Raw genomic sequence first — 21332 nt, forward strand, 5'->3', positions numbered from 1 at the left:
CTGAGCCCGGTCCCGCGGCTTCGGCCACGGGACCGGCCCGGCCGGCCCGCGCGGCGGGTCGGCTCGACTCCGTGGCGCGGACAGTGCGCATACCAGGTATACAATACTGCGTATCTTCGCCACTCCCCCGGATACGAGGCCCCGCATGACCGTCATTCACGCCTGCGCACCGCTCACCGGAGCCGACGGCCTCCGCAAAGGAGCGCAATGATCCTCTCGAGCCAACGCCTGGCCTACCGCATCGCGCGGCGCGAAGCGCTGCGCTACAAGGGGCGCTCGGCCCTGTCGATCATCCTGCTGGGCCTGCCCCTGCTGGCCGTGGCCATCGGCGCGAGCGCCTACGACACCATGACCCTCTCCAAAGAGGAGACCGCTGAGCAGTACCTGGGGTCCGCCGACGCGTTCATCGAGCCCGCCGTGCCCGGAGTGCCGATCGAGCAGATGAACTGGGACTCGCAGTGGATCACCTTCGACGTCCCGAGCGACACGCGCTTCGAGGACAGCGCCGGCCGCGACCTGGCCGACGCCGAGATCCTCGCCGCATTGCCGCCCGGATCCTCGATCGCGCCCTACAGCCTGCAGAGCGAGGGCACGACGCTCCAGGTCGAGAACGGCGGCGGGCTCGCCCAGATCCAGGGCTACGGCTACCGCCTCGACGACGGCCTCTACGAGGACGCCGGCCTGGAGTACCTCGAGGGATCCGCGCCGGGAGCGGGCGAGGCGGTCGTCAACGAGGCCGCGGCCGAACTGCTCGGCATCGGCGTCGGCGACGACCTGGTCCTGGACGAGGGCGCCGGGGAGCTGCAGGTCAGCGGCATCGTCGAACTCCCCTGGAACCTCAACGGGCCGTTCGCGATCGCCGAGTCCTTCCCGGCGGACGCCCTCGGCTGGCTGGTGGACGCGCCCGCGCCGCTCACCAAGGAGCAGGCCCTGACGCTCAACGGCCTGGGGCTGACCGTGTGGGCCGGCTCCCTCCTGAACGAGCCGCCCTCGCCCGCGTACCTCGAGTCCAGCGATGTGGTCGACGAGGCCGAACTCATGATCTACGGCCTCATCGTGGTCGTCGTCATGATGGAGGTCATCCTGCTGGCGGGCCCGGCGTTCGCGATCAGCGCCCGCCGCCGCACCCGCGAGTTCGCGCTCATGAGCGCGAACGGCGCCACCCCGGGGCAGATCCGCGCCGTCGTCCTCGCCGGCGGCGTCCTCTTCGGCGCGATCGCGGCCGCAGCGGCGATCGCGATCGGGGTCGGGCTCATCGCGGCGGGACTGCCGTGGCTGGAGCAGGTGATGGGGTACCGGAGCGCGGGACTGCGCGTCCTGCCCTCGCTGCAGGCCTCGCTCGTGGGGGCGGCGATCGCCACCGGCCTGCTCTCGGCGCTCGCGGCGGCCGTCAGCGCCTCCCGCGTCAACGTCATCGCGGCGCTCACCGGCCGCGTGCCCCGCCGCCACGGCTCGAAGCGGTGGCTGGCCATCGGCGTCGCGATGGTCGCCGCGGGCATCGCCTCCGCTGTCGTCGGGGCCCTGTTCGTGAGCCTGCCGCTCATGGCCGCCGCGATCGTCCTCGCCCAGTTCGGCCTGGTCGCCTGCACGCCCGCGCTGCTCGCGGCCGCGGCGCGGATCGGACGGCGGCTGCCGCTCGCGCCGCGCCTGGCCCTGCGCGAGGCCGGCCGCAACCGCGGTTCCGCGGCCCCGGCGATCGCCGCGGTCCTCGGCGTCGTCGCGGGAGGCATGGCCTTCTCCATGATGGCGACGGCGGAGTCCGTCCGCTCCGAGCAGAGCCAGGAGCAGATCCTGCCCCAAGGGACGATGACGCTGACGTTCATGGGCACCTCCGACGACGGCGCGACCGACTGGGACGCGGCCGTGGCCGAAGTGGAGCCGCAACTGCGCTCGCGCCTCGGCGACGTGATCATCACCCCGGTCCCGGAGTACGCGGGCTGGGACGGCTGCGGCACGGTCGTCGACACGACCAAGGAGGACGTGGACTGCCAGTGGTCCCCCGTCCGGCCCGAGGAGCACCGCTGCCCGTACTGGGAGGCCGACACGTCGACCGATGCGGCCGAACGCGCCGCGGTCGACGCCGCGCGGCGGGACCCGCGCTGCGACGAGCTCCTGAGCGAGTCGTGGGTCTACGCCGACCAGATCGTCGGGACGACCGACCCGGCGGTCGTCGCCGCGTACACCGATCTCGAAGGCGCCGAACTGGACCGCGCGATCGAGGTCCTGGAGTCGGGCGGCCTGCTCGTCGCCGACGAGTGGGCCCTCACGGACGCCGGAACGGTGGTGCTCCAGCAGTACCTCACGGTCTGGGACGCGAACGGCGGATCGACCGAGTCGCAGGCCGCCACCCTCGAACTGCCGGCGATGGCCGTCGAGAAGGGGCAGCTGGGCCTCGACCAGATGCTCGTGAGTCCCGAAGCGGCCGAGGCGATGGGCTTCGTGCGCTCCCAGGGGCAGCAGCAGTTCCTCGTGACCCCCGAATCCGAACCAGAGGCCGCGGACCTGGAGGCGCTGACGACGGACGTCGACCGCGAGGTCCTCGGCGGCGAGGCCTGGGCGATCTTCACGGTCGTGGACTACTCCGACCCGTTCCTGCGCTACCTGGTGATGGCCGTGACCGGGCTCTGCGCGCTCGTGGCGCTGGGGGCCACCGCGGTCTCGACGGGCCTGATCGTCGCCGAGCAGCGGCGGGACATGGCGACGCTCGGCGCGGTGGGCGCCGCGCCGGGGCTGCGCAGGCGGTTCGCGATGTGGCAGACCCTGGTGATCGCGGTGCTGGGGACGGTGCTCGGCGTGATCGCGGCGTTCATCGGCTACGCGGTCCTGCGCGAGGCGCTGAACCGGCCGCTCCAGTTCCAGTACCCGTTCGAGACGCTCTACGGCTGGGAGCTGCCGTGGGCGAGCTTCGCGGTCGTGCTCATGGCCGTGCCGCTGGTGGCGGCCGTCGGGGCGGTCGTGTTCACGAAGGCGACGCTGCCGAGCGAGCGCCGGATCACCTAGCCGGGACCGCGGCGGCGTGAGGCGCGAGCCGGCCCCGGACCCGTGCGGGTCCGGGGCCGGCTTCGCTCAGGAGGCGTCGGCGCCCTTGCGGGGCCGCTCGAAGACCATGACCGCGTGCGGGTCGAGCTCCAGCGGTCCGCCGTCGAGTTCGACGACCGCGCCGTGGGGGTTGCAGTTCAGCACGAACACGTGGTCGTTCTCGCCGTCGCTGCGGACCTGGGCGGTCACGCCCGCGGGGAGCGCCGCGTCGAGCACCCGCTCGACGCCGGTCTCCTCGATCACCGTGCGGTAGAAGTCGGTGAGGAAGTCGGCGCCGGTGCGGGCGGCGATGAAGTACGCGCTGCCCTCGCCGCGGCGGTTGACGGTGAGCGCCGGGCGGCCCGCGTAGAAGTCCGATCCGTACGCGCCCAGGACCTCGGCCCCTTCGGCGTGGATCAGCTCGCACAGGCCGAAGGCCTCGTACTCCTTGCCGTTCCAGGCGATCGCGTTCCGGTCGTCGGGGTAGAGCGCGTCGATCTCCTCGGCCCAGACGCCGAGCGTGGCCCGCAGCGGACCGGGGAAGCCGCCGAGGAACGTGCGGTCGTTCTCGTCCACGTAGCCGGAGGCGTAGGTGGCTACGAAGGTGCCGCCGCGCTCGACGAACGCGTCCACCGCTTCGGCCACGCCGGGCCGGAGCATGTAGAGCATCGGCGCGACGAGCACCCGGTACTGGTCGAGTTCGCCGGGTGCCGCGATGAACGAGCCGTCGATGACGTCCACCGGGACGCCCTGCTCCCAGAACGCCTGGTAGTGGTCGAGCACCGTGCCGTGGTAGCCGGTCTTGTCCTGGAGCATGCCCTTCATGTCGTCCAGGGCCCAGCGGTTGGGCCAGTCGTAGACGACCGCGACGTCGGCGGGGGTCGTGGTGCCGACGACCGCGTCGAGCTCGGCGAGGCGCTCGCCGACGGCGGCGACGTCGCGGAAGACGCGCGTGCGCTCGGTGCCCTCGTGGTCCACGATCGCGCCGTGGAACTTCTCGGAGCCGCCGCGGCCCTTGCGGAACTGGAAGTACTGCACGGTGTCCGCGCCGTGGGCGACGGCCTGCATCGACTGGAGCATGTGGACGCCGGGGCGGTGGAGCTTGGCGACCGGCCGCCAGTTGGTGGCCGACGGGGAGGACTCCATGAGCATGAACGGCTTGCCCTTGAGGCTGCGCGTCAGGTCGTGGTTGAAGGAGGCCTCGACGCCGGCGCGCACGTCCCGGTCGGTGTCGCTCCACTGCGGGTAGGAGTCCCACGAGACGACGTCGAGGACCTGGGCGAGCCGGTAGTAGTCGATGCCCGGGTAGGTGCCCATGAGGTTGGTCGTGCACGGGATCTCGGGTGTGCGCGCCTTCAGCGGGGCGGTCTCGTGGAGGTAGAAGTCGACGAACTGCTCGGTGGTGAACCGCATCCAGTCCAGGCGGAGGCCGTGGATGTCCTGCTCGCCGTGCCAGTTGGCACCCGGGGACACGATGTGGGACCAGTCGCCGTAGGTCTTGGCCCAGAACGCGGTCCACCAGGCCTCGTTCAGCTCGTCGAGCGAGCCGTACTTGGCCTGGAGGTACGTGCGGAACCGCTCCTGGCACAGGTCGCAGTGGCATTCGCCGCCGTACTCGTTGGAGATGTGCCAGACGCCGAGCGCGGGGTGCTCGCCGTACCGCTCGGCCAGGGCCGTGTTGATCGCGAGCGTCTTCTCGCGGTAGACCGGGGAGGTGAGGCAGTGGTTGTGGCGGCCGCCGTGGAGGTTCTTGGAGCGGTCGCCGTTCACGCGCAGGACCTCGGGGTACTGGTGGCTCATCCAGCCGGGGCGCGCGCCGGAGGGGGTGGCGAGCACGGCGGTGATGCCGTTCTCGGCCATGAGGTCCATGATCTCGTCGAGCCACCCGAACTCGTAGCGGCCCTCTTCGGGTTCGAGTGCGGCCCAGGCGAAGATGCCCACCGAGAGGGTGTTGACCCCGGCGAGCCGGGCGAGGCGCATGTCCTCTTTCCAGGTGGCGTCCTTGGACGCCAGCCACTGGTCGGGGTTGTAGTCCCCGCCGTGCAGCAGGTGGGGGACGCCCTTGGCGATGGGCGCGTGACGGATGAGTTTCCGGCTCACGAGGCGAACTTCCTTAGGTCATCGACGACATGACTTTATCGATAAAGAGCCTAGAGGTTCACAGCGGATTGTCAAGCCCGAATCCCCTCACGCCTTCGGCGCCTCCCGCGGCAGGAAGACGAGCTTCGCGAGCTTGACGACGATCATGAACGCCAGCAGGACCAGCGGCAGGCTGAGCACCCCGAAGAGGACCACCAGGGGAATGTACCCGGCCCAGTCGTCCGCCCCTGCGGCCCAGGCCCTGGGCTCGCCGTAACCGGTGAACATCGAGGAGCGGCCCTCCATGAAGCGCGCCTCGACCTCCTGGCCCTCCTCGCAATCGCCGTCGACCTCGATGCGCACGTCGGCCGCGGCGGCGCCGCCGTCCGGCGTGAAGACGCCGCGGCAGACCTGCCCGCCCTTGGCGTGGACCGCGCTCTCGACGGTCGCGGTGCCCGGGGTCCCGGCCTCGCCGTGCGAGGCCCGGTAGCCGTCGAGCATCTCCATCCCGTTGGCGTGCAGTGCGATCGGGAACAGCGACAACACGCCGACGACGATCAAGAGCAGCACCGCGGTCAGCGCCGGATGCGGCTTCACGGGCTCGGCTGCGGCCATGCGGCGACTCCAGGGTTCGGTTCGGTCTTCGGAAGGCTAGAGCAGGTCGTCCTTCGCCTGCTCGATCGGGCCCGACCACCACGATGCCGCCGCCGCCTCCGGATCGGCCCCCTCGAGCGCTTCGAGCAGGCGCCCCAGGCGCACCCGGTGGGAAACGGCCGGACGCGCCGGGGCGCACGGCGCCACCTTGCCCGCGCGGAGTAGGGCCAGGCGCTCCGCGGCCTGCCGCGCGTCGAGCACCATGGGCGCCGCCGCGGGCGGGCCGTCCCGCAGGTACTCGCCGAACGCCTCGAGGAAGCGCGCGGTGCGGTCTCGGTCGCGGTTGAGCGGGTGCAGCGCTCCGTCGGCGACGTCGAGGACCCACACGGTCGCGTCCTCTGTGTCCTCTCCGATCAGGAACTCCGCTTCGGAGTGCACGTGCCCGATGACGCGGAGCGCGCGTCCGGCCGCGGCGACGCGCGGGCCGGGCTCGTTCGGCAGCGTGAATCCGAGGGGCTGGTCCATCGTCCGAGCATACGAGTGCGACGCCATCGCCAAAGGGTGCGGCCACGGAGCGGAGCCATTCGATTCGCGCGTGTGCGCGCCGGGCAGAAACGATTCGCAGTGGCACGATCCTGGGAGGACGGGGCTTGCGTACAGGTTCTATCGTTCTCAACGCACGCATTGAACACAACTCACACCCGAGGCAGGTTGAGCGATGAGCGAATTCGACACCGTCGAAGACGACTACACCACGGACGGTTACGGAGCCGACTCGGCCGACGACTACACCGCCGAGGACACGACGAGCTACACGGACGAGTCGTACACCGAGGACGCGTACGCCGACGACACGTCGTCGGACGACGACGTGTACACCTCGATCGCGGACACCGATGTCGACGGTGACGGCATCAACGAGTCGACCTCCTACGACCTCGACGGCGACGGCTTCGAGGAGACCATCGAGTCCGACATGGACGGCAACGGCTGGGTCGACACCGTGACCACCGACGCGGACATGGACGGGTACTCCGAGACGATCGTCGTCGACACCGACGGCGACGACTTCCTCGACACGACCGGCACGGACACCGACGGCGACGGCTTCGTCAACACCGTCCAGTCCGACACGGACGGGGACGGCGTCTACGACGTGTCCGCCGAGGACAACAACAGCGACGGCGTCTACGAGAACGTCCAGAACATCTAGTCGACGACACCCGAAAGCCGCCGACCGGCAGTGCCGGTCGGCGGCTTTCATGCCGCCTCAGGCGAGGTCTTCGGGGCGGACGTCCAGCTTCGCGGCGATGCGGGCGAGCGCGCGCCGGTCCTCGTCGTCGAGGGGGTCGAGGACGTACTTGCGAACCGCGCGGACGTGGACGGGGGCGGCGGCGACGACGACGTCGAAGCCCGCGTCGGTGAGCGCGGCGATCGTGTAGCGGCCGTCCTCGGGGTCGGGCGAGCGCTCGACCCAGCCGCGCCGCTCGAAGCGCTTGACGACGTTCGACAGCCGCGACAGCGAGCCGTTGGCGAGGTAGGCGAGCTCGCTCATGCGCAGGCGGCGGTCGGGGGCCTCGGAGATGTGGCTGAGGGTCAGGTAGTCGAAGAGGGTGAGGCCGAACTCCTTCTGGAGCGGTGCCTCGAGCCTTCCCGGGAGCAGCCAGGCGAGTGAGGCGGCGCCGGTCCAGGCCGCCTTCTCGGCGGCGTCGAGCCACAGCGTCTCGTCGGGTTCGGTCATGGCAGCAATATACCGCCGAGGATTGACTTCAAGGTTGAAGTCAATGTGCTAGGTTTACTTCAAGCTTGAAGTCAATTGAAGGAGACCGTCATGAGCAGGCCCGAATTCTTCGTCACGCCCGGCGCCGGGGAGAAGCTCCAGGAGATGCTGCATTACCGGCAGGCGTTGCGCATCGGCGACCGCGTCGAGATCTCGGGGCAGGGCGGCTGGGACGACGACCTCGTCTTCCCCGACGACCTCGAAGCGGAGATCGTGCGCGCCTTCGACAACGTGGAGCGGACGCTCGCGCTGGCCGGGGCCACGTGGCGGGACGTCGTCAACGTCGACTCCTACCACCTCCCCGACGCCCCCGACCAGATCGGCGAGCGGCCGACCCGCGTCATGGCCGAGCAGTTCCGCAAGCGCATGGGCGACCGCGCGCCGATCTGGACGCAGATCGGGGTGGCCGCGCTGGGCGCGCCCAAGATGCGCGTCGAGATCCGGGTGACCGCGGTCCTCGGGCAGGACTGAGCACGGAGAAGGCCGGCCCGGGAACGACGGCGTTCCCGGGCCGGCTGCGCCGCTTACGGAGTCGCGGCGGCCTCCCGCTCAACCTGCGGGTGGCGGCGTTCGAGGGCCGCGCCTTCCACGTCCACATCGGGCAGCAGGCGGTCGAGCCATTTCGGCAGCCACCAGACCTTGTCGCCGAAGAGGTGCATGAGCGCCGGGATGATGAGCATCCGCACCAGGAACGCGTCCACGAGCACGCCGAACGCGAGCGCGAACCCGATGGGCCGGATCATCGCCGAATGCGAGAACACGAACCCGCCGAAGACGGCGATCATGATGATCGCGGCGGCGGTCACGACCGAGCGCCCGGCGCGCAGGCCGTGCACGACGGCGAGGCGCGCGGGGACGCCGTGGGCGTAGGCCTCCCGCATCCCCGAGCCGAGGAACAGCATGTAGTCCATGGCGAGTCCGAACAGGATGCCGACCAGGAGCGTCGGCAGGAAGTTCAGGATCGGCCCCGGGCTGTCGACGCCGAAGACGTCGGCGAGCCAGCCCCACTGGTAGATCGCGACCACGCCGCCCAGGGCCGCGAAGTAGCTGAGGACGAACCCGAGGGTGGCGGCCACGGGCACGAAGATCGACCGGAACACCAGGATGAGGATGAGCAGCGACAGGCCGACGACGACCCCGAGGTAGACCGGGAGCGCGTCCGAGAGCTTCTCGGAGATGTCGATGTTGCCGCTCGCGTTGCCCGCCACGCCGATCGAGTCGACGCCGTCGATGTCGAGGCCGCGCAGGGTGTGCACGAGCGCCTCGGTCTCCTCGCTGGTCGGGCCCGATTCGGGCAGGACCTGGAAGGCGGCGACGGTGCGGTCCTCGGAGGTGCCGATCGGCGCGACGGCGACGACGCCGTCCTGGTCGGCGAGGGCCTGCGCGATGTGGAGCTGCGCGGTCTGCGCGGCGGCCTCGTCGGGGCTGCCGGGGAGGGTCGCGACGACGAGCAGCGGTCCGTTCTGGCCCTCGCCGAAGCGTTCGGCGACCGTGGCGTACGCCTGGTACTGGGTGGTGTCGTGCGCTTCGGAGGAGCCGTCGGGCAGGTTGAGGCGCATGTCCATCGCGGGGACCGCCACGACCAGGAGCGCGCCGATGCCGACGAGGACGCGCAGGAGCGCGCTCGGCGTGCGCATGGCCTTCACCTCGCGCCCGTCCGCGGCGGCGGTCTCGGGCGCCGGGTGCTCGGCGTCGAGCGCGGCGCGCTCGGAGCGGCGCAGGATCCTCATGCCCGCCAAGGCGAGCAGGGCCGGGATGAAGGTGACGGCGACGAGGACCGCAACGGCGACGCACAGCGCGCCGACCGAGCCCATGAGGCCGAGGAACGGGATGCCGGTGACGTTCAGGGCCGCCAGCGCGATGAGGACGGTGGCCCCGGCGAACACGACGGCGTTGCCGGAGGTCCCGGTGGCGAGGGCGATCGACTCGTCGAGGTCGTAGCCCTCCTTGAGCTGGCGGCGGTGGCGGTTGACGATGAACAGCGCGTAGTCGATGCCGACGGCGAGGCCGAGCATGAGGCCGAGGACCGGGGTCACCGAGGCCATGTCGATCACGCCGGAGAGCGACATCGTGGTCATGGCGCCGACGCCGACGCCGACGAGGGCGGTGAGCAGCGGCAGGGCCGCGCCGATGAGGGTGCCGAGCATGACGATCAGGGCTGCGGCCGCGACGACGAGGCCGACGACCTCGCCGGCGCCGAAGACGCTCGGCACGGATTCGAGCATGTCGGAGGAGTAGTCGGCCTCGACGCCGTCGATCGGGTTGTCGTCGAAGAGGTCGGTGGCGGCGGCCTTGGTCTCGGGGGTGACCTCCATCTGCGGTTCGGTGAAGGCGATGGAGACGACGGCGGCGCTGCCGTCTTCGGCGACCAGGGTGATGCCCGAGGCGAGGTCGAGCAGGGTCGCGCCCTGCTCGAGGGCGGCGGACCGGGTCTCGAGTTCGGCGAGCCCGGCGTCGATCTGGGCCTGCTGGGCGTCGAGTTCGGCGGAGTCGCCGGCCTGCTGCCGGGCGAGGTCGAGCTGCGTCTGTGCACCCTCGAGTTCCGCTCGGCCCGTTTCGATCTGGGTGCGGCCGTCAGCGATGGCCGCGACCTGGGCGGCGCGTTCGGCCTCGGTGGCGAAGGGGTCGACGGCGGTCTCGATGCCGTCGAGGTCGCCGGCGCGGGCGACGAGGTCGCTGATCTGCGCCTGCTGCTCGGCGGTGAACGGCTTGCCGTCGGTCGTGCTGAGGACGATGGTGCCGGTGCCGCCCGCGGCGGCGGGGATGGCGTCCTTGAGCTGCTCGGTCACGGCGTCGGTGGGCGTGTCCGGGATGGTGAACGCGGTGGTGAGCGTGCCGCCGAAGAGGACGAAGGCGGTCGCGGCGGCCGCCAGGAGCAGGGCCCAGGCGGCGATGACCGTCTTGGCGCGGCGGGCGCACCAGCGTCCCACGCGGTACAGGAATTCAGCCATGTCGGCCTTTCGGTTGCTGAGGATCGGTCAGGCTTCTGGTTCGCGCAGGACGGCGACCAGGTGGTCGAGCAGGTCGTTCCAGACGCGGCGGGAGGCGGCGGTGTCGGTGCCTCCGGTGGCGGCCGTCCAGTGCCCGACGAGGCCGACGAGGCCGCCGCAGAAGGCGGAGACGAGGAGGGCGACCTGGAGTGCGTCCGCTTGCGGGTGCTGCCGGGCGATCGAGGCGGACATCCGCTCGGTGAAGAGGGCGATGGCGCGCTGCATGAGCACGGCCCCGCGTTCGGACGGCTGCTCCGCGTCGGCGCCGAGGACTTCGATGAGGTAGGCGACGGTGGGCACGAGGTGCTCGGCCGAGCCCGCCGCGGCGAGGTCGCCGAGGACGGTCGCGCCGTCGCCGGAGGCGTTGGCGGCCTCGGCCTCCATGGCGTCCACGATGTCGACGAGCATGCGGCCGGCGGCGGCGGTGACCGCGGCTTCGAGGGAGTCGAAGTGGTTGAAGACGGTGCGGCGGGAGACGTCGGCGGCGGCGGCCAGTTCGTCGACGGAGAAGTCGGTGGAGCGGCGCTCGCGCATCAGGGCCGTGGCGGCGTCGAGGATCGCCTTGCGGCTCCGGGCCTTCAGGGCGGCGCGGCGGTCGACGGGCTCGGGTGTCGCGGACATGCTCATTACACTAAGTGCAACGACGCACGGAGTGCAAACACTGCGCCGCGTGGTTCCGGCCACAGGACCGACTGATACCGGAGTGCGGCTTCCAGTACGGATTCGCGTCACTTCGGTGCGTTAATGTGGAGCGCGACACATGGGGGCGATTCGGGTTTAAGCGAGCGGAGAGACGGTTGCGCGCTGGGCAGGTCGTGGGCGATCGGTACAGGTTGGAGGAGCGGCTCGGTTCGGGCAGCCAGGGGCAGGTCTGGCGCGCGGCCGACCTGCGGCTGCGCGAGCGGTCCGTGGCGCTCAAGCGGGCCCTCACCGGCGGTGACGCGGCCGCTGCCGCGAGGGTCCGGCGCGAGGCCGAGGTGCTCGCGAGCGTCAACCACCCCAACGTCGTCACCGTCTACGACGCCGTCGAGGAGGACGGCGACTGGTGGATCGTCATGGAGTACGTGGACGGCCGCACCCTCGCCGACACCGGCACGATGGGGGCCGAGCAGGCCGCGCGGTACGGCGCGCAGCTCGCCGGCGGCCTGGAGGCGGTGCACGCCAAGGGCATCCTGCACCGCGACATCAAACCCGCGAACGTCATGGTCACCGCGCAGGGGCACGCGAAGCTCGCCGACTTCGGCATCGCCCGGCAGGTCCACACCGAACCGACCCTCACCGGGACCGGCGCGGTGACCGGCACGCCCGGCTACGTCGCGCCCGAGGTCGTGCGGGGCGCCAGCTTCTCCCCCGCCGCCGACGTCTTCTCCCTGGGCGCCACCATCTTCCATCTCGTGGAGGGCACCTCGCCCTTCGGCGAGGGGAACGCGCACTCGCTGCTGTGGCGGACCGCGCAGGGCGACCGCGTCGAACCGAAGCGGGCCGGGGCGCTCGCGCCGCTGCTCGACCGGCTGCTCGAGACCGACCCCAAGCGGCGCATCAAGGTCGGCGAGGCCCGCGTCGCACTCGGGAAGCTCGGCGGCGAAGCGGCGATCGGGGCCGCCAAGCGTCCGCGGCGCTCGTGGGTCTGGGCCGGGGCCGCCGCGACGGCGCTCGTCGTGCTCACCGCGGCCGTGTGGAACGGCATGCGCGACAACGGGTCCGAAGCGGCCCAAGAGGACCCGCCGGAACTCGACCCCTGGGACTTCGTCGGCGACCAGATCACCGCCGACCCGTGCTCGCTCTGGGACGAGGCGGCGCTCGGCGCCTACGGGCCGACCGAGATCGACGCCGACAACGGCCCCTTCGAAAGCTGCGACCTGCGCATCGAGAACGACACCGGCGGGGTGGACCTCAACCTCTACTTCTACGAGACGAACGGCAAGCCCCACCAGCAGGGCGACGTCTCGATGGTCGGCGAGTTCGGCCTCATCAGCGACGAAGGCTCGCACGACAGGTGCACGCGGACCCTGATCTTCCCCGACGGCGAGCACTTCGTCGAGATGTACGCCAAGCAGGATCCCGGCGAGGACACCGAGATCTGCCCCATCATCGACACCGCCGCGAACGCCGCCATCGCCGTGGTCGCCGAGGGCCGCCCGCTCCCGCGGCGCGAGCGCGAGGAGGACCCCGAGTCGCTGTTCCACCTCGACGCCTGCGAGCTGCTCGACGACGAAGCGCTCGAACGCTTCCCCGGCGTCGCCGCGGACGATCCGCTGGAGGGCTTCGGCGGCTGGACCTGCGCGTGGACCAGCACCACGAGCGAGACGGTGGTGCGCGTCCTCTTCGACCGCGACGACCCCCCGGAGGCCGACGACGGCCAGCGCCTCCAATACGCCGGCATGGTCGCGTACAACGAGGGCGACCACTGGAGCGAGGACGACTCGTGCCTGGTCAGCGTCGTCTACCGCCAGTTCACCAGCGCCGAAGGGGACGGCACCATCACCGCCGAGTACCTCAGGATCTGGGTGATCGGCGACGACCCGGTGGAAGAGCTGTGCGACCTCGCCGAGGCCATGGCCGGGCCCGCCGCCGAGGCCCTGCCTGACGCGTAGCCGCTTGCGGCGCTCGGGCATCGCGTCCCCGCCCGATGCGAACGAAGCGGCTCGGGACGGGTCCCGGGGGACCATGCCAGGCTGAGCGCAGGAAAGGAGGTCGCCATGACCGACATCTCCCAGGTCGAGGGGCTCGAACCGCTGCAGCCGAACCACGCCAGCCTCGCGTTCGGCGTGCCCGAGTCCGAGCCGGGCACGCTCTACGCCCTCTCCGTCTCCGGCGGGGTCCGCTTCCGGCCCAAGGAGGAGCGGGTCGTCCTCTTCGGACGCAACCGGCCCGATGTGCACGTGTGCGTCGGCGGGGACGACCGCCGCGTCAGCCGCAGCCACGGCCGCCTCGCCCGGCGCGGGGACCACTGGTGGCTCGCCAACACCGGGCACCTGCCGCTCCAGCTGCCGGGCGCGCGGATGCTGTTCCCCGAGGACGAGGCCTACCCGCTCGACACCGGGTACACGCCGGTGTTCATCAGCGGCACGGCGCGGCGGCGCCACCTCGTGGAGCTGTACGTCGCCGGCGTCGACGGCCGCCTGCCCGCACCCGCACCCGCGGCGTCCACGTTGAAGGACAAGCCCTGGAAGCTCGACGCCGACGAGCGGCTGGCGCTCGTGTGCCTGGCCCAGCGGTACCTCCTGCACGACGCCTACCCGCAGCCGGTGTCGTGGAAGCAGGTCGCCGCCGAGCTCGCGGAGCTGCGGCCCCGGAGCGGCTGGCGGCCGAAGAAGGCCGAGCACCTCGTCGCGGGGGTGCGCCGGCGCCTGTCGGCCGCGGGCGTGCCGGGCCTGACCCGCGAGGAGGTCGGGGAACCGGTGGGCAACATGCTCAACCACAACCTCGTCACCGAGTTGCTGCGCACGCGCACCCTCGTGCCGCCCGACCTGTTCGTGCTCGACAGCGCCTGAGGCCGAATCGGACCGGACCGGCGCCATCGCGGCGCCGCGTCGTGGAGAATGCTGTCCATGCTCATCGTCGTCCAGATCCTCGCCGCGCTCGCCGGCCTCCTGCACGTCTACATCTGGGTCATGGAGTGCCTGCGCTTCTCCGACCCGAAGGTGCACCACGGCGTGTTCCGGGTCGCCGCCGAAGACGTCGAGACCGTCCGCTCCTGGGCCTTCAACCAGGGCTGGTACAACCTGTTCCTCGCGATCGGGGCCCTCGTCGGCGTCGCCGTGGTCAGATCCGAAGCGGCCGTGGGCATGACGCTCATCGTCTTCGCGTGCGCATCGATGCTCGGCGCGGCCCTCGTGCTGGTGCTGAAGGACCGGTCGATGGCCTCGGCGGCGCTGAAGCAGGGCCTGTTCCCGGCGCTGGCCCTGATATTCGCGTTGACGCAGCTCTAGTCGCCCGCGATAGCCTGACGTTCCCCTCGGCGAGAACGGAGAACGAAGTGGACGATCGGCGATTGGTGAAGGTCTCGAAGTACCTCTCGCGGCATCTGCGCCACGAGCCGGAGCGGCTCGGCATCGAACTCGACGAGCACGGCTGGGTCGAGGTCGACGCACTGCTCAAGGCCCTTGAGGACCGGAACTTCCAGGTCACCCGCGAGGAACTGGAAGAGGTCGTGGCCCGCAACGACAAGCAGCGGTTCGCCTTGCGGGACGGCAGGATCCGGGCCAACCAGGGCCACACCGTGGACGTGGACCTCGGTCTCGCCCCGGCCGCGCCGCCGCCCGTGCTCTACCACGGGACCGTCGGCGGCTTCGTCGCGACGATCCGCGAAGAGGGCCTCAAGGCCATGGACCGGCACCACGTGCACCTCTCCCCCGACCGCGAGACGGCGGTCAAGGTGGGGTCGCGGCGCGGCAAGCCCGTGGTCCTCGTGATCGACGCCGAGCGGATGGCCGGTGCGGGCCACGCGTTCTACAAGTCCGAGAACGGCGTCTGGCTCACCGACCACGTCCCGGCGTGGGCCGTCATGTTCCCCGGCTGAACGCCGGAAACGCCCGGGGCCGCCTCCTTGCGGGAGGCGGCCCCGGGCGTTCGCGTACTTAGCCGACGGCGACCGGGACCGGTTCGACCGCGTCGGCGGCCTTGCGGGTCTTGATGACCGCGACGGCGATGACCAGGGCCGCCGCCGCGAGGCCGGCGGCGATGCCGTACCCGAGGCGGAAGCCGCCCGTGAGGGCCTCGGCCTGCGCCGCGCCGCCCTCGAGCAGGGTGCCGGTGCGGGCCGAGACCGCGGTGCTGATGACCGCGAGGCCGACCGCGCCGCCCACCTGCTGGGCGGTGTTGAACAGGCCGGAGGTGACCCCGGCGTCCTCGGGCCGGGAGTCGGCCATGCCGAGGGTCATCAGGGCGGGCATCGCCAGGCCGAAGCCGAGCGGCGCGGTGATCATGCCGGGCAGGACGTCGGCCAGGTAGTTGCCGTCGGCCCGCATCTGGGCGAAGAGGACGAAGCCGACGACCATGAGCGACAGGCCGGCGAGCACCATCGGGCGGGCCCCGAAGCGGGTCAGGAGCCGCGGGGCGAGCGCCATCGAGACCACCGCGATCACGATCGGGGCGGGCAGGAACGCGAGGCCCGCCGCCAGCGGCGCGAACTCGAGCACCTGCTGGAGGTAGAGGACGGTGAAGAACATGAACCCGAAGGCCGCGCCGACCATGAGCGACTGCGAGAGGTTCGCCCCGGCCACGTTGCGGGAGAACAGGATGCGCAGCGGGATCAGCGGCGCGGCGGCCTTCGCCTGGCGGATGAAGAACCCGGCGAGCAGCGCGATCGCGAGGGCGCCCATGCCCAGGGTGCGGGCCGAGGTCAGGCCGTACCGCTCGGTCTCGATCAGCGTGTAGACGGCGAGCATCAGGCCCGAGGTCACCAGGGCCGCACCGATCACGTCCGCTCCGGCCTTCAGGCCGATGCCGCGGTCGGCGGGCAGGAGCTTCCAGGCCATCGCGGCCACGATGAGGCCGAGCGGCAGGTTCACGTAGAACACCGACTCCCAGCCGAGGGTCTCGGTGAGCACGCCGCCGACCACGCTGCCCGCGGCACCGCCGCCCGCAGAGGCGAAGCCGTAGAGGCCGATGGCCTTCACCTGGTGCTGCGGTTCGGGGAAGATCGTCACGATCATGCCCAGGAGCCCGGCGGCCGTGATGGCGCCGCCGATGCCCTGCACGAAGCGGGCGGCCAGCAGGAAGCCCTGCGAGTCGGCCAGCGCCGCCGCGACGGAGGCGAGCGTGAAGAGGGCCAGCCCGGCGAGGAACACCTGCTTGCGGCTGACGAGGTCGCCGAGCCGGCCGGCGAGGAGCAGCAGGCCGCCGAAGGGGATCACGTAGGCGTTGACGGTCCACACGAGATTCGCCTGGCTGAAGGCGAGGTCCTCGCGGATGGCCGGGAGGGCGATGCTGACGATGTTCTGGTCCAGGACGATCATGACCTGGGCGGCCGCGAGTGCGATCACCGCGAGCCAACGGGTGCGAAGGCGCTGCGCTGCAATGGGTGACATCGGGTGCTCCTGATAGAACGGCGGGCTCGGAAACCCGGCTTGGGGAACGTTTTGTTCCTGGGGTAATCATGTGTTCCAATGGAGCGATCCGTAAGAAGGCACTTTCATGTGCCAGGGGGTACAGGGATGTTCCTGTCCAGGTCGACCGGCCTTTTCCCTGGATGTGACGTGCGACATAGGTGCTCGCGGTCTCGCCCGGCGGCACCGCACCGCTGCTGAGGAGTGGACCGATGAACGACGACGACTGCGTGCTGCCGAAGTCCGACGTGCAGGCCGAGGCCTGCCCGATCGTCCAGATCATCGACCGGGTCGCGGGCAAGTGGTCGGTCTCGATCCTGGTCGCGGCCATCCGGAAGCCGGTGCGCTACACCGAGCTCGAGCGCTCGGTCCCCGGCATCAGCCGCCGGATGCTGACACTGACCCTGCGGAACCTGGAACGCGACGGCCTGCTGGAGCGCACGGTCTACCCGACCGTGCCGCCGAAGGTCGAGTACAGCGCGACCCCGAGCGCGCGGGAGCTGTACGGGCACCTGACGGGCCTGCTCGAGTGGGCCGAGCGCCACCAGCCCGACATCATCGAGGCCCGGAAGGCCTACGACGAGCAGGCGCTCGCCGCGTGAACGCCGGGCGATGAAACGGAGGAAGCACCGCGCCGCCCCGAAGCGCTTCATCGTGGTCGGGAGGACGCCGCCCGGGTCGTGGCCCGTGGAGGTGGGCGTCCACCCCGCCGGCCGCGACTCCGTCGTCGCGATCTCGGTCGGACCGCACCCGATGGACGCGGGCGGCCTGGTCGCCCTCGCGGCCGTCCTCGACGAATCGGGGACAGGCCTGAACCCTGCGTTCGCCGAGGAGTTCGACGCGACGGCGCTGCACTGGCTGGTGCCGCTGCTCGTCCGGCTCCACGCCGGCGAGGACGTGAAGGACGACATCGTGGCGGGCTACCGGGCGCGGCACGGCAGGCCGCCCGAGCGGCGTCCCTGACCCGGGGACCGGACGTCTTGCTCCTTGCGGGTCAGGCGAGTTCGGCGAGCAGCGCCCGGTGGATCGCCGGGCCGGCGGCGAGCACCGAGAGGGCGCCGTCGCCGTAGTCGACGCCGTCGAGGTCGGTGACGAGCAGGCCCGCCTCGCGGCAGATCACGGTCCCGGCCGCGACGTCCCAGAGGTTGACGCGTTCGTGGAAGACCGCGTCGACCCGCCCGGCCGCGAGCCAGCACATGTCGAGGGCGGCGGTGCCGAGCATGCGGATGCGCTGCACCTTCGGCACGATCCGCTGGAGGGTGGCGAGGCGGCGGAGGTTGCGCTTGTCGGCGTCGGGTCCGACCGAGAAGTCCCCCATGGCGACCACGGCCTCGGCCAGGTCCGCCGGTCCGGTCGAGCGCAGAGCCTGCTTGTTCAGGGCCGCGCCGTGGCCGAGCGCGGCGCTGAAGCGCTCTTCGGACATCGGGGCATGGACGACGCCGACCACGGGCATGCCGTTGCGCACCAGGGCGAGCGAGACCCCGAACATGGGTGAGCCGTGCGCGAAGTTGATGGTCCCGTCGATCGGGTCGAGCACCCATTCGTAGTGCGACTCGGTGTCGCCGGTGCGGCCCCGCTCCTCCCCCAGCAGCGGGATCTCGGGGGTCTCCCGCTCGAGGAAGGCGCGGACTGCGTCCTCTGCGGCGTAGTCGAGGTCCGTGGCGAAGTCCCGGTCGCCCTTGCCGCTGATGGAGCGCTCGCGCCCGATGCCCTCCCGGATCGCCGCGACGGCCGTCTCGGCCGCCTGCTCCGCCGTGCCCAGGAATTCCAGCAGCTCGCTCATTATGCAGTTCCCGCCTTCGTCTCGACCCACCCCGACGGATTTCATCCTAAAGGTGCAAGACCATGCGGCACTTGGACTCCCAGTGCGACGTTCTGCCCGATTTTCCCGGCGCACCCGGAAGGAGGGCCCGGTGCGGCCCGCAGTGCGGGCCGCACCGGCCCGTTCCGGCCGGCCGGTCGGCAGCCGCACGCGCATGGGCGCCGGTCCCCTGGTCGCCCTGCGGTGGGAGCGGATCAGTGCGGCCTCGGCGGCCTTGCGTCCTTCGTCCGGTGTGGCCGGTCCGCAGGGCCGGACGCGTCGCGGTCGCGCACCTGCGCGGTGATCCAGACCCGGCCGTCCCGTTCGACCGGTGCGACGGAGGCGTCGACCGTGAGTTCCGCCACGTCCGCACCGCCAGGTCCGGTGGCCCGGGTCGGCCGAAAGCTCCGAAAACCTTTTCGGCCGGTCGGCTACAGTCGAGCCCAGCCCGGAGGAAAGGACGCCGCCGCGGGCGGCGCCCGTCGGGCTCCGGCCGAAGGAGGACGAGTGGCCCGAACCCCCGCGCCGCGCGGCACACGCGCCACCACACTGTCCGATGTGGCTCGTCTATCGGGCGTCTCGATCGCGACGGCATCGAAGGCGCTCAACGGCCGCGACCATGTGCACCCCCAGACCCGCGAGCGGGTCCTGGAGGCCGCCGCGCAGCTCTCCTTCTCCCCGAACTCCCTCGCCCGGGGGCTGCTCGCCGGCCGGACCGGCACTGTCGGGCTCCTCACCTCGGATCTGGTGGGCCGCTTCAGTCTCCCGATCCTCATGGGCGCGGAGGACGCGTTCGGCGCGGGTCAGGTCTCGGTGTTCCTGTGCGACGCGCGCGGCGACGCGATCCGCGAGCGCCACCATGTGCGGGCCCTGCTGAGCCGCCGCGTGGACGGGCTCATCGTGGTGGGGTCCTCCACGAACCCGAGGCCGCCGCTGGCCGTCGCCGTGGACGTGCCGGTCGTGTACGCCTACGCGCCTTCCGAAGCGCCCGAAGACCTCTCGATCGTGCCCGACAACGTGAACGCCGGCCGCATGGCCGTCGAGCACCTCATCGCGTGCGGCCGCACCAGGATCGCGCACATCAGCGGCGACCGCGAGTACAGCGCCGCTCGCGACCGCGCGGCGGGCGCCCAGGCGGCCCTCGACGCCGCCGGCCTCGAGCTCGTGGGCGAAGTGGCCTACGGCGCTTGGGAAGAGGGCTGGGGCCGTGCGGCGGCCGGGATGCTCCTCGACCGCGAACCGGACGTCGACGCGGTGCTGTGCGGCTCCGACCAGGTCGCCCGCGGCGTACTCGACACGCTGCGCGAACGCGGCCGCCGGGTCCCCGAGGACGTGGCGGTCATGGGCTTCGACAACTGGGAGGTCCTCGCCACCGGCGCCCGCCCGCAGCTCACCAGTGTGGACATGAACCTCGAAGAGCTCGGCCGCGCCGCCGCCCGGGCCCTGTTCGCGGCGATCGACGCCGAGCACGGCCCCGGCGTGCGCACCGTCCAGTGCCGCGTCGTCGTGCGGGGCTCCACCGCGTCCGCGGGCTGAGCACCTGCCGGGGACCGCCGGTTCACGACGCCCCGGTGCCCGGCGGCTACGGCCGCCGTCTCCGGCGCCCCGCACTGGGGGCGACCGCGGGGGCCTAGCGCGCGGGCACGTGGCAGTCGGCGAGGTGGTCGTCGACCATGCCGATGGCCTGCATCATCGCGTAGGCGGTGGTGGGCCCGATGAACTTGAAGCCGCGCTTCTTGAGCGCCTTCGCGAGCGCGGTCGACTCAGCGGTCACCGCGGGAACGTCGGCGATCCGCTCCGGGCGCGCCCGCGGCTCGGGGGCGAAGGACCACACGAGGTCGCTCAGCCCGCCGTCCAGCTCGGCGGCGGCCCTGGCGTTCGCGATGGTCGCCTCGATCTTCATGCGGTTGCGCACGATGCCAGCGTCGCCGAGGAGCCGCGCCGCGTCCGCCTCGGTGAACGCGGCGACCTTCGCGATCGCGAAGCCCGCGAAGGCCTTCCGGAAGGCCTCGCGCTTGCGCAGGATCACCAGCCACGACAGGCCGGACTGGAAGGCCTCCAGGCTGACCCGCTCGAACAGGGCGTCGTCGCCGCGGATCGGCCGGCCCCACTCCTGGTCGTGGTAGTCCCGGTAGATCTCGGGGGACGCGCCCCAGGGGCACCGCGTGAGGCCGTCGTCTGCTTCGCTCACCGTTGACTCCCGTCCCTCGTGCGAACCGCCCCGAGCGTACGCGCCGCCACCGACGATCCGCCCCACCGCACTCCTGGACTGTCACACCCTTGTTGCAAGATACTTGCAATAGAGTCGTGCAAGTCCCCCGACGCGAAGGAGCCCCCCATGACCACCACGCCCACCGGCCACACCCTCCCCGACCTCATCATGGCCTGGGGGCGCGGTCGCGCCCACTCGCGAACCACCGCCCTGCCCGAGCCGATCGACGGCGGCTTCCGGGTCGCGGTCGGACCGCCCAGCACCGAGATCCGCGAGGTCTTCCACACGTACACCCCCGAGTCGCTGGCCGCCGCCGCGGCCCGCCTCGACGAGCCCGGCCACCAGGTCATGATCGCCGGCCCCTCCGCGCTGCTCGCCTCGACCGTGCCCTCGACCTGGACGATGGACGATCGCGGCCACCTCATGACCGTCCCGTTCGCCCATGACCACTACGCGGTCCCCGAGGACTACCGGCTCCTCCTCGAGAGCGAGGGCCCGCTCACCGTCGCGCGCGTCTTCCACCGCAACGGCGACCTGGCCGCCTCCGCGCGGCTGGGCCGCGACGGCGAGTTCGGCGTCTTCGACAAGGTCGTCACCGCCCCCGCCCACCAGCGCCGCGGCCTCGGCTCGCTCATGATGCGGGCGCTCTCGGGCAGCGCCCGGGCGCAGGGCATGCGGTTCGGGCTCCTCGTGGGCAGCGACGACGGCCGGGCCCTGTACGAGCACCTCGGCTGGTCCTTCGTCGCCGACTTCCCGGGCGCGCGCAGCAAGCGCGTTTAGGCAATTCGGTTGCCGCGGACCCGCACCG

20 protein-coding genes are annotated in these 21332 nt (G+C 71.7%); 11 read left to right on the forward strand and 9 right to left on the reverse strand.

What is annotated here, in order from left to right; genetic code table 11:
• The first annotated feature begins 207 nt into the window (after nucleotides 1-207).
• Nucleotides 208-3000, forward strand: coding sequence for an ABC transporter permease (locus QWI33_RS00205; RefSeq protein WP_289953704.1), 2793 nt, complete (start codon nucleotides 208-210; stop codon nucleotides 2998-3000).
• A gap of 66 nt (nucleotides 3001-3066) precedes the next feature.
• Here the strand turns inward: QWI33_RS00205 and QWI33_RS00210 are convergent, their stop codons facing one another.
• From QWI33_RS00210 to QWI33_RS00220, 3 genes are all read right to left on the reverse strand, one after another.
• The gene (locus QWI33_RS00210) at nucleotides 3067-5118 is read right to left on the reverse strand and encodes a beta-galactosidase (RefSeq protein WP_289953707.1); all 2052 of its coding nucleotides are present in this window, start codon (nucleotides 5116-5118) and stop codon (nucleotides 3067-3069) included.
• Nucleotides 5119-5205: 87 nt separating this feature from the next.
• Nucleotides 5206-5712 carry a hypothetical protein gene (locus QWI33_RS00215; protein WP_289953709.1) on the reverse strand — a complete coding sequence of 169 codons (507 nt, stop codon included), beginning with the start codon at nucleotides 5710-5712 and terminating at the stop codon, nucleotides 5206-5208.
• Between the two features lie 36 nt (nucleotides 5713-5748).
• Nucleotides 5749-6216: a hypothetical protein gene (locus tag QWI33_RS00220; RefSeq protein ID WP_289953710.1), complete on the reverse strand. Its 468-nt coding sequence runs from the start codon at nucleotides 6214-6216 to the stop codon at nucleotides 5749-5751.
• 193 nt (nucleotides 6217-6409) lie between these two features.
• Between QWI33_RS00220 and QWI33_RS00225 the strand changes: the two genes are divergently transcribed.
• The gene (locus QWI33_RS00225) at nucleotides 6410-6904 is read left to right on the forward strand and encodes a hypothetical protein (protein ID WP_289953712.1); all 495 of its coding nucleotides are present in this window, start codon (nucleotides 6410-6412) and stop codon (nucleotides 6902-6904) included.
• A gap of 57 nt (nucleotides 6905-6961) precedes the next feature.
• On the opposite strand, the gene QWI33_RS00230 is transcribed toward QWI33_RS00225, so the two are convergent.
• The gene (locus QWI33_RS00230; RefSeq protein ID WP_289953714.1) at nucleotides 6962-7432 is read right to left on the reverse strand and encodes a MarR family winged helix-turn-helix transcriptional regulator; all 471 of its coding nucleotides are present in this window, start codon (nucleotides 7430-7432) and stop codon (nucleotides 6962-6964) included.
• Between the two features lie 90 nt (nucleotides 7433-7522).
• Between QWI33_RS00230 and QWI33_RS00235 the strand changes: the two genes are divergently transcribed.
• Nucleotides 7523-7942, forward strand: coding sequence for a Rid family hydrolase (locus QWI33_RS00235; RefSeq protein WP_289953715.1), 420 nt, complete (start codon nucleotides 7523-7525; stop codon nucleotides 7940-7942).
• Between the two features lie 53 nt (nucleotides 7943-7995).
• Here QWI33_RS00235 and QWI33_RS00240 read toward each other — a convergent pair whose 3' ends face one another.
• The gene (locus QWI33_RS00240) at nucleotides 7996-10422 is read right to left on the reverse strand and encodes an MMPL family transporter (RefSeq protein ID WP_289953717.1); all 2427 of its coding nucleotides are present in this window, start codon (nucleotides 10420-10422) and stop codon (nucleotides 7996-7998) included.
• 27 nt (nucleotides 10423-10449) lie between these two features.
• Nucleotides 10450-11082 carry a TetR/AcrR family transcriptional regulator gene (locus QWI33_RS00245; protein ID WP_289953719.1) on the reverse strand — a complete coding sequence of 211 codons (633 nt, stop codon included), beginning with the start codon at nucleotides 11080-11082 and terminating at the stop codon, nucleotides 10450-10452.
• Between the two features lie 176 nt (nucleotides 11083-11258).
• Between QWI33_RS00245 and QWI33_RS00250 the strand changes: the two genes are divergently transcribed.
• The 4 genes from QWI33_RS00250 (at nucleotide 11259) to QWI33_RS00265 (ending at nucleotide 14983) form a co-directional block, all read left to right on the forward strand.
• Nucleotides 11259-13055 carry a serine/threonine-protein kinase gene (locus QWI33_RS00250; protein ID WP_289953720.1) on the forward strand — a complete coding sequence of 599 codons (1797 nt, stop codon included), beginning with the start codon at nucleotides 11259-11261 and terminating at the stop codon, nucleotides 13053-13055.
• A gap of 105 nt (nucleotides 13056-13160) precedes the next feature.
• Nucleotides 13161-13955: an FHA domain-containing protein gene (locus QWI33_RS00255; protein ID WP_289953723.1), complete on the forward strand. Its 795-nt coding sequence runs from the start codon at nucleotides 13161-13163 to the stop codon at nucleotides 13953-13955.
• A 57-nt stretch (nucleotides 13956-14012) separates the two neighbouring features.
• On the forward strand, nucleotides 14013-14393 hold the full coding sequence (locus tag QWI33_RS00260) for a DUF1304 domain-containing protein (protein WP_289953726.1): 381 nt from the start codon (nucleotides 14013-14015) through the stop codon (nucleotides 14391-14393).
• 47 nt (nucleotides 14394-14440) lie between these two features.
• On the forward strand, nucleotides 14441-14983 hold the full coding sequence (locus QWI33_RS00265) for an RNA 2'-phosphotransferase (RefSeq protein WP_289953728.1): 543 nt from the start codon (nucleotides 14441-14443) through the stop codon (nucleotides 14981-14983).
• A 58-nt stretch (nucleotides 14984-15041) separates the two neighbouring features.
• Here the strand turns inward: QWI33_RS00265 and QWI33_RS00270 are convergent, their stop codons facing one another.
• Nucleotides 15042-16493, reverse strand: a complete 1452-nt coding sequence (locus QWI33_RS00270; protein WP_289953730.1) for an MFS transporter — start codon at nucleotides 16491-16493, stop codon at nucleotides 15042-15044.
• A 230-nt stretch (nucleotides 16494-16723) separates the two neighbouring features.
• On the opposite strand from QWI33_RS00270, the gene QWI33_RS00275 reads away from it, so the two are divergent.
• Nucleotides 16724-17113 (forward strand): winged helix-turn-helix transcriptional regulator, encoded by a 390-nt coding sequence (locus tag QWI33_RS00275; RefSeq protein WP_270110279.1) that lies wholly within the window; start codon nucleotides 16724-16726, stop codon nucleotides 17111-17113.
• 10 nt (nucleotides 17114-17123) lie between these two features.
• Complete coding sequence (locus QWI33_RS00280) at nucleotides 17124-17474, forward strand: hypothetical protein (protein ID WP_289953736.1); 351 nt, start codon at nucleotides 17124-17126, stop codon at nucleotides 17472-17474.
• Nucleotides 17475-17505: 31 nt separating this feature from the next.
• Here the strand turns inward: QWI33_RS00280 and QWI33_RS00285 are convergent, their stop codons facing one another.
• Nucleotides 17506-18294 carry an inositol monophosphatase family protein gene (locus QWI33_RS00285; protein WP_289953738.1) on the reverse strand — a complete coding sequence of 263 codons (789 nt, stop codon included), beginning with the start codon at nucleotides 18292-18294 and terminating at the stop codon, nucleotides 17506-17508.
• Between the two features lie 525 nt (nucleotides 18295-18819).
• Here QWI33_RS00285 and QWI33_RS00290 point away from each other — a divergent pair.
• Nucleotides 18820-19848 carry a LacI family DNA-binding transcriptional regulator gene (locus tag QWI33_RS00290; RefSeq protein ID WP_289953741.1) on the forward strand — a complete coding sequence of 343 codons (1029 nt, stop codon included), beginning with the start codon at nucleotides 18820-18822 and terminating at the stop codon, nucleotides 19846-19848.
• Nucleotides 19849-19942: 94 nt separating this feature from the next.
• Here the strand turns inward: QWI33_RS00290 and QWI33_RS00295 are convergent, their stop codons facing one another.
• Nucleotides 19943-20503 (reverse strand): DNA-3-methyladenine glycosylase I, encoded by a 561-nt coding sequence (locus tag QWI33_RS00295; protein WP_289953743.1) that lies wholly within the window; start codon nucleotides 20501-20503, stop codon nucleotides 19943-19945.
• Between the two features lie 147 nt (nucleotides 20504-20650).
• Here QWI33_RS00295 and QWI33_RS00300 point away from each other — a divergent pair, with 147 nt between their 5' ends.
• Complete coding sequence (locus QWI33_RS00300; protein WP_289953745.1) at nucleotides 20651-21304, forward strand: GNAT family N-acetyltransferase; 654 nt, start codon at nucleotides 20651-20653, stop codon at nucleotides 21302-21304.
• Nucleotides 21305-21332: the final 28 nt, after the last annotated feature.

It is taken from the genome of Glycomyces tritici (genome assembly GCF_030403505.1).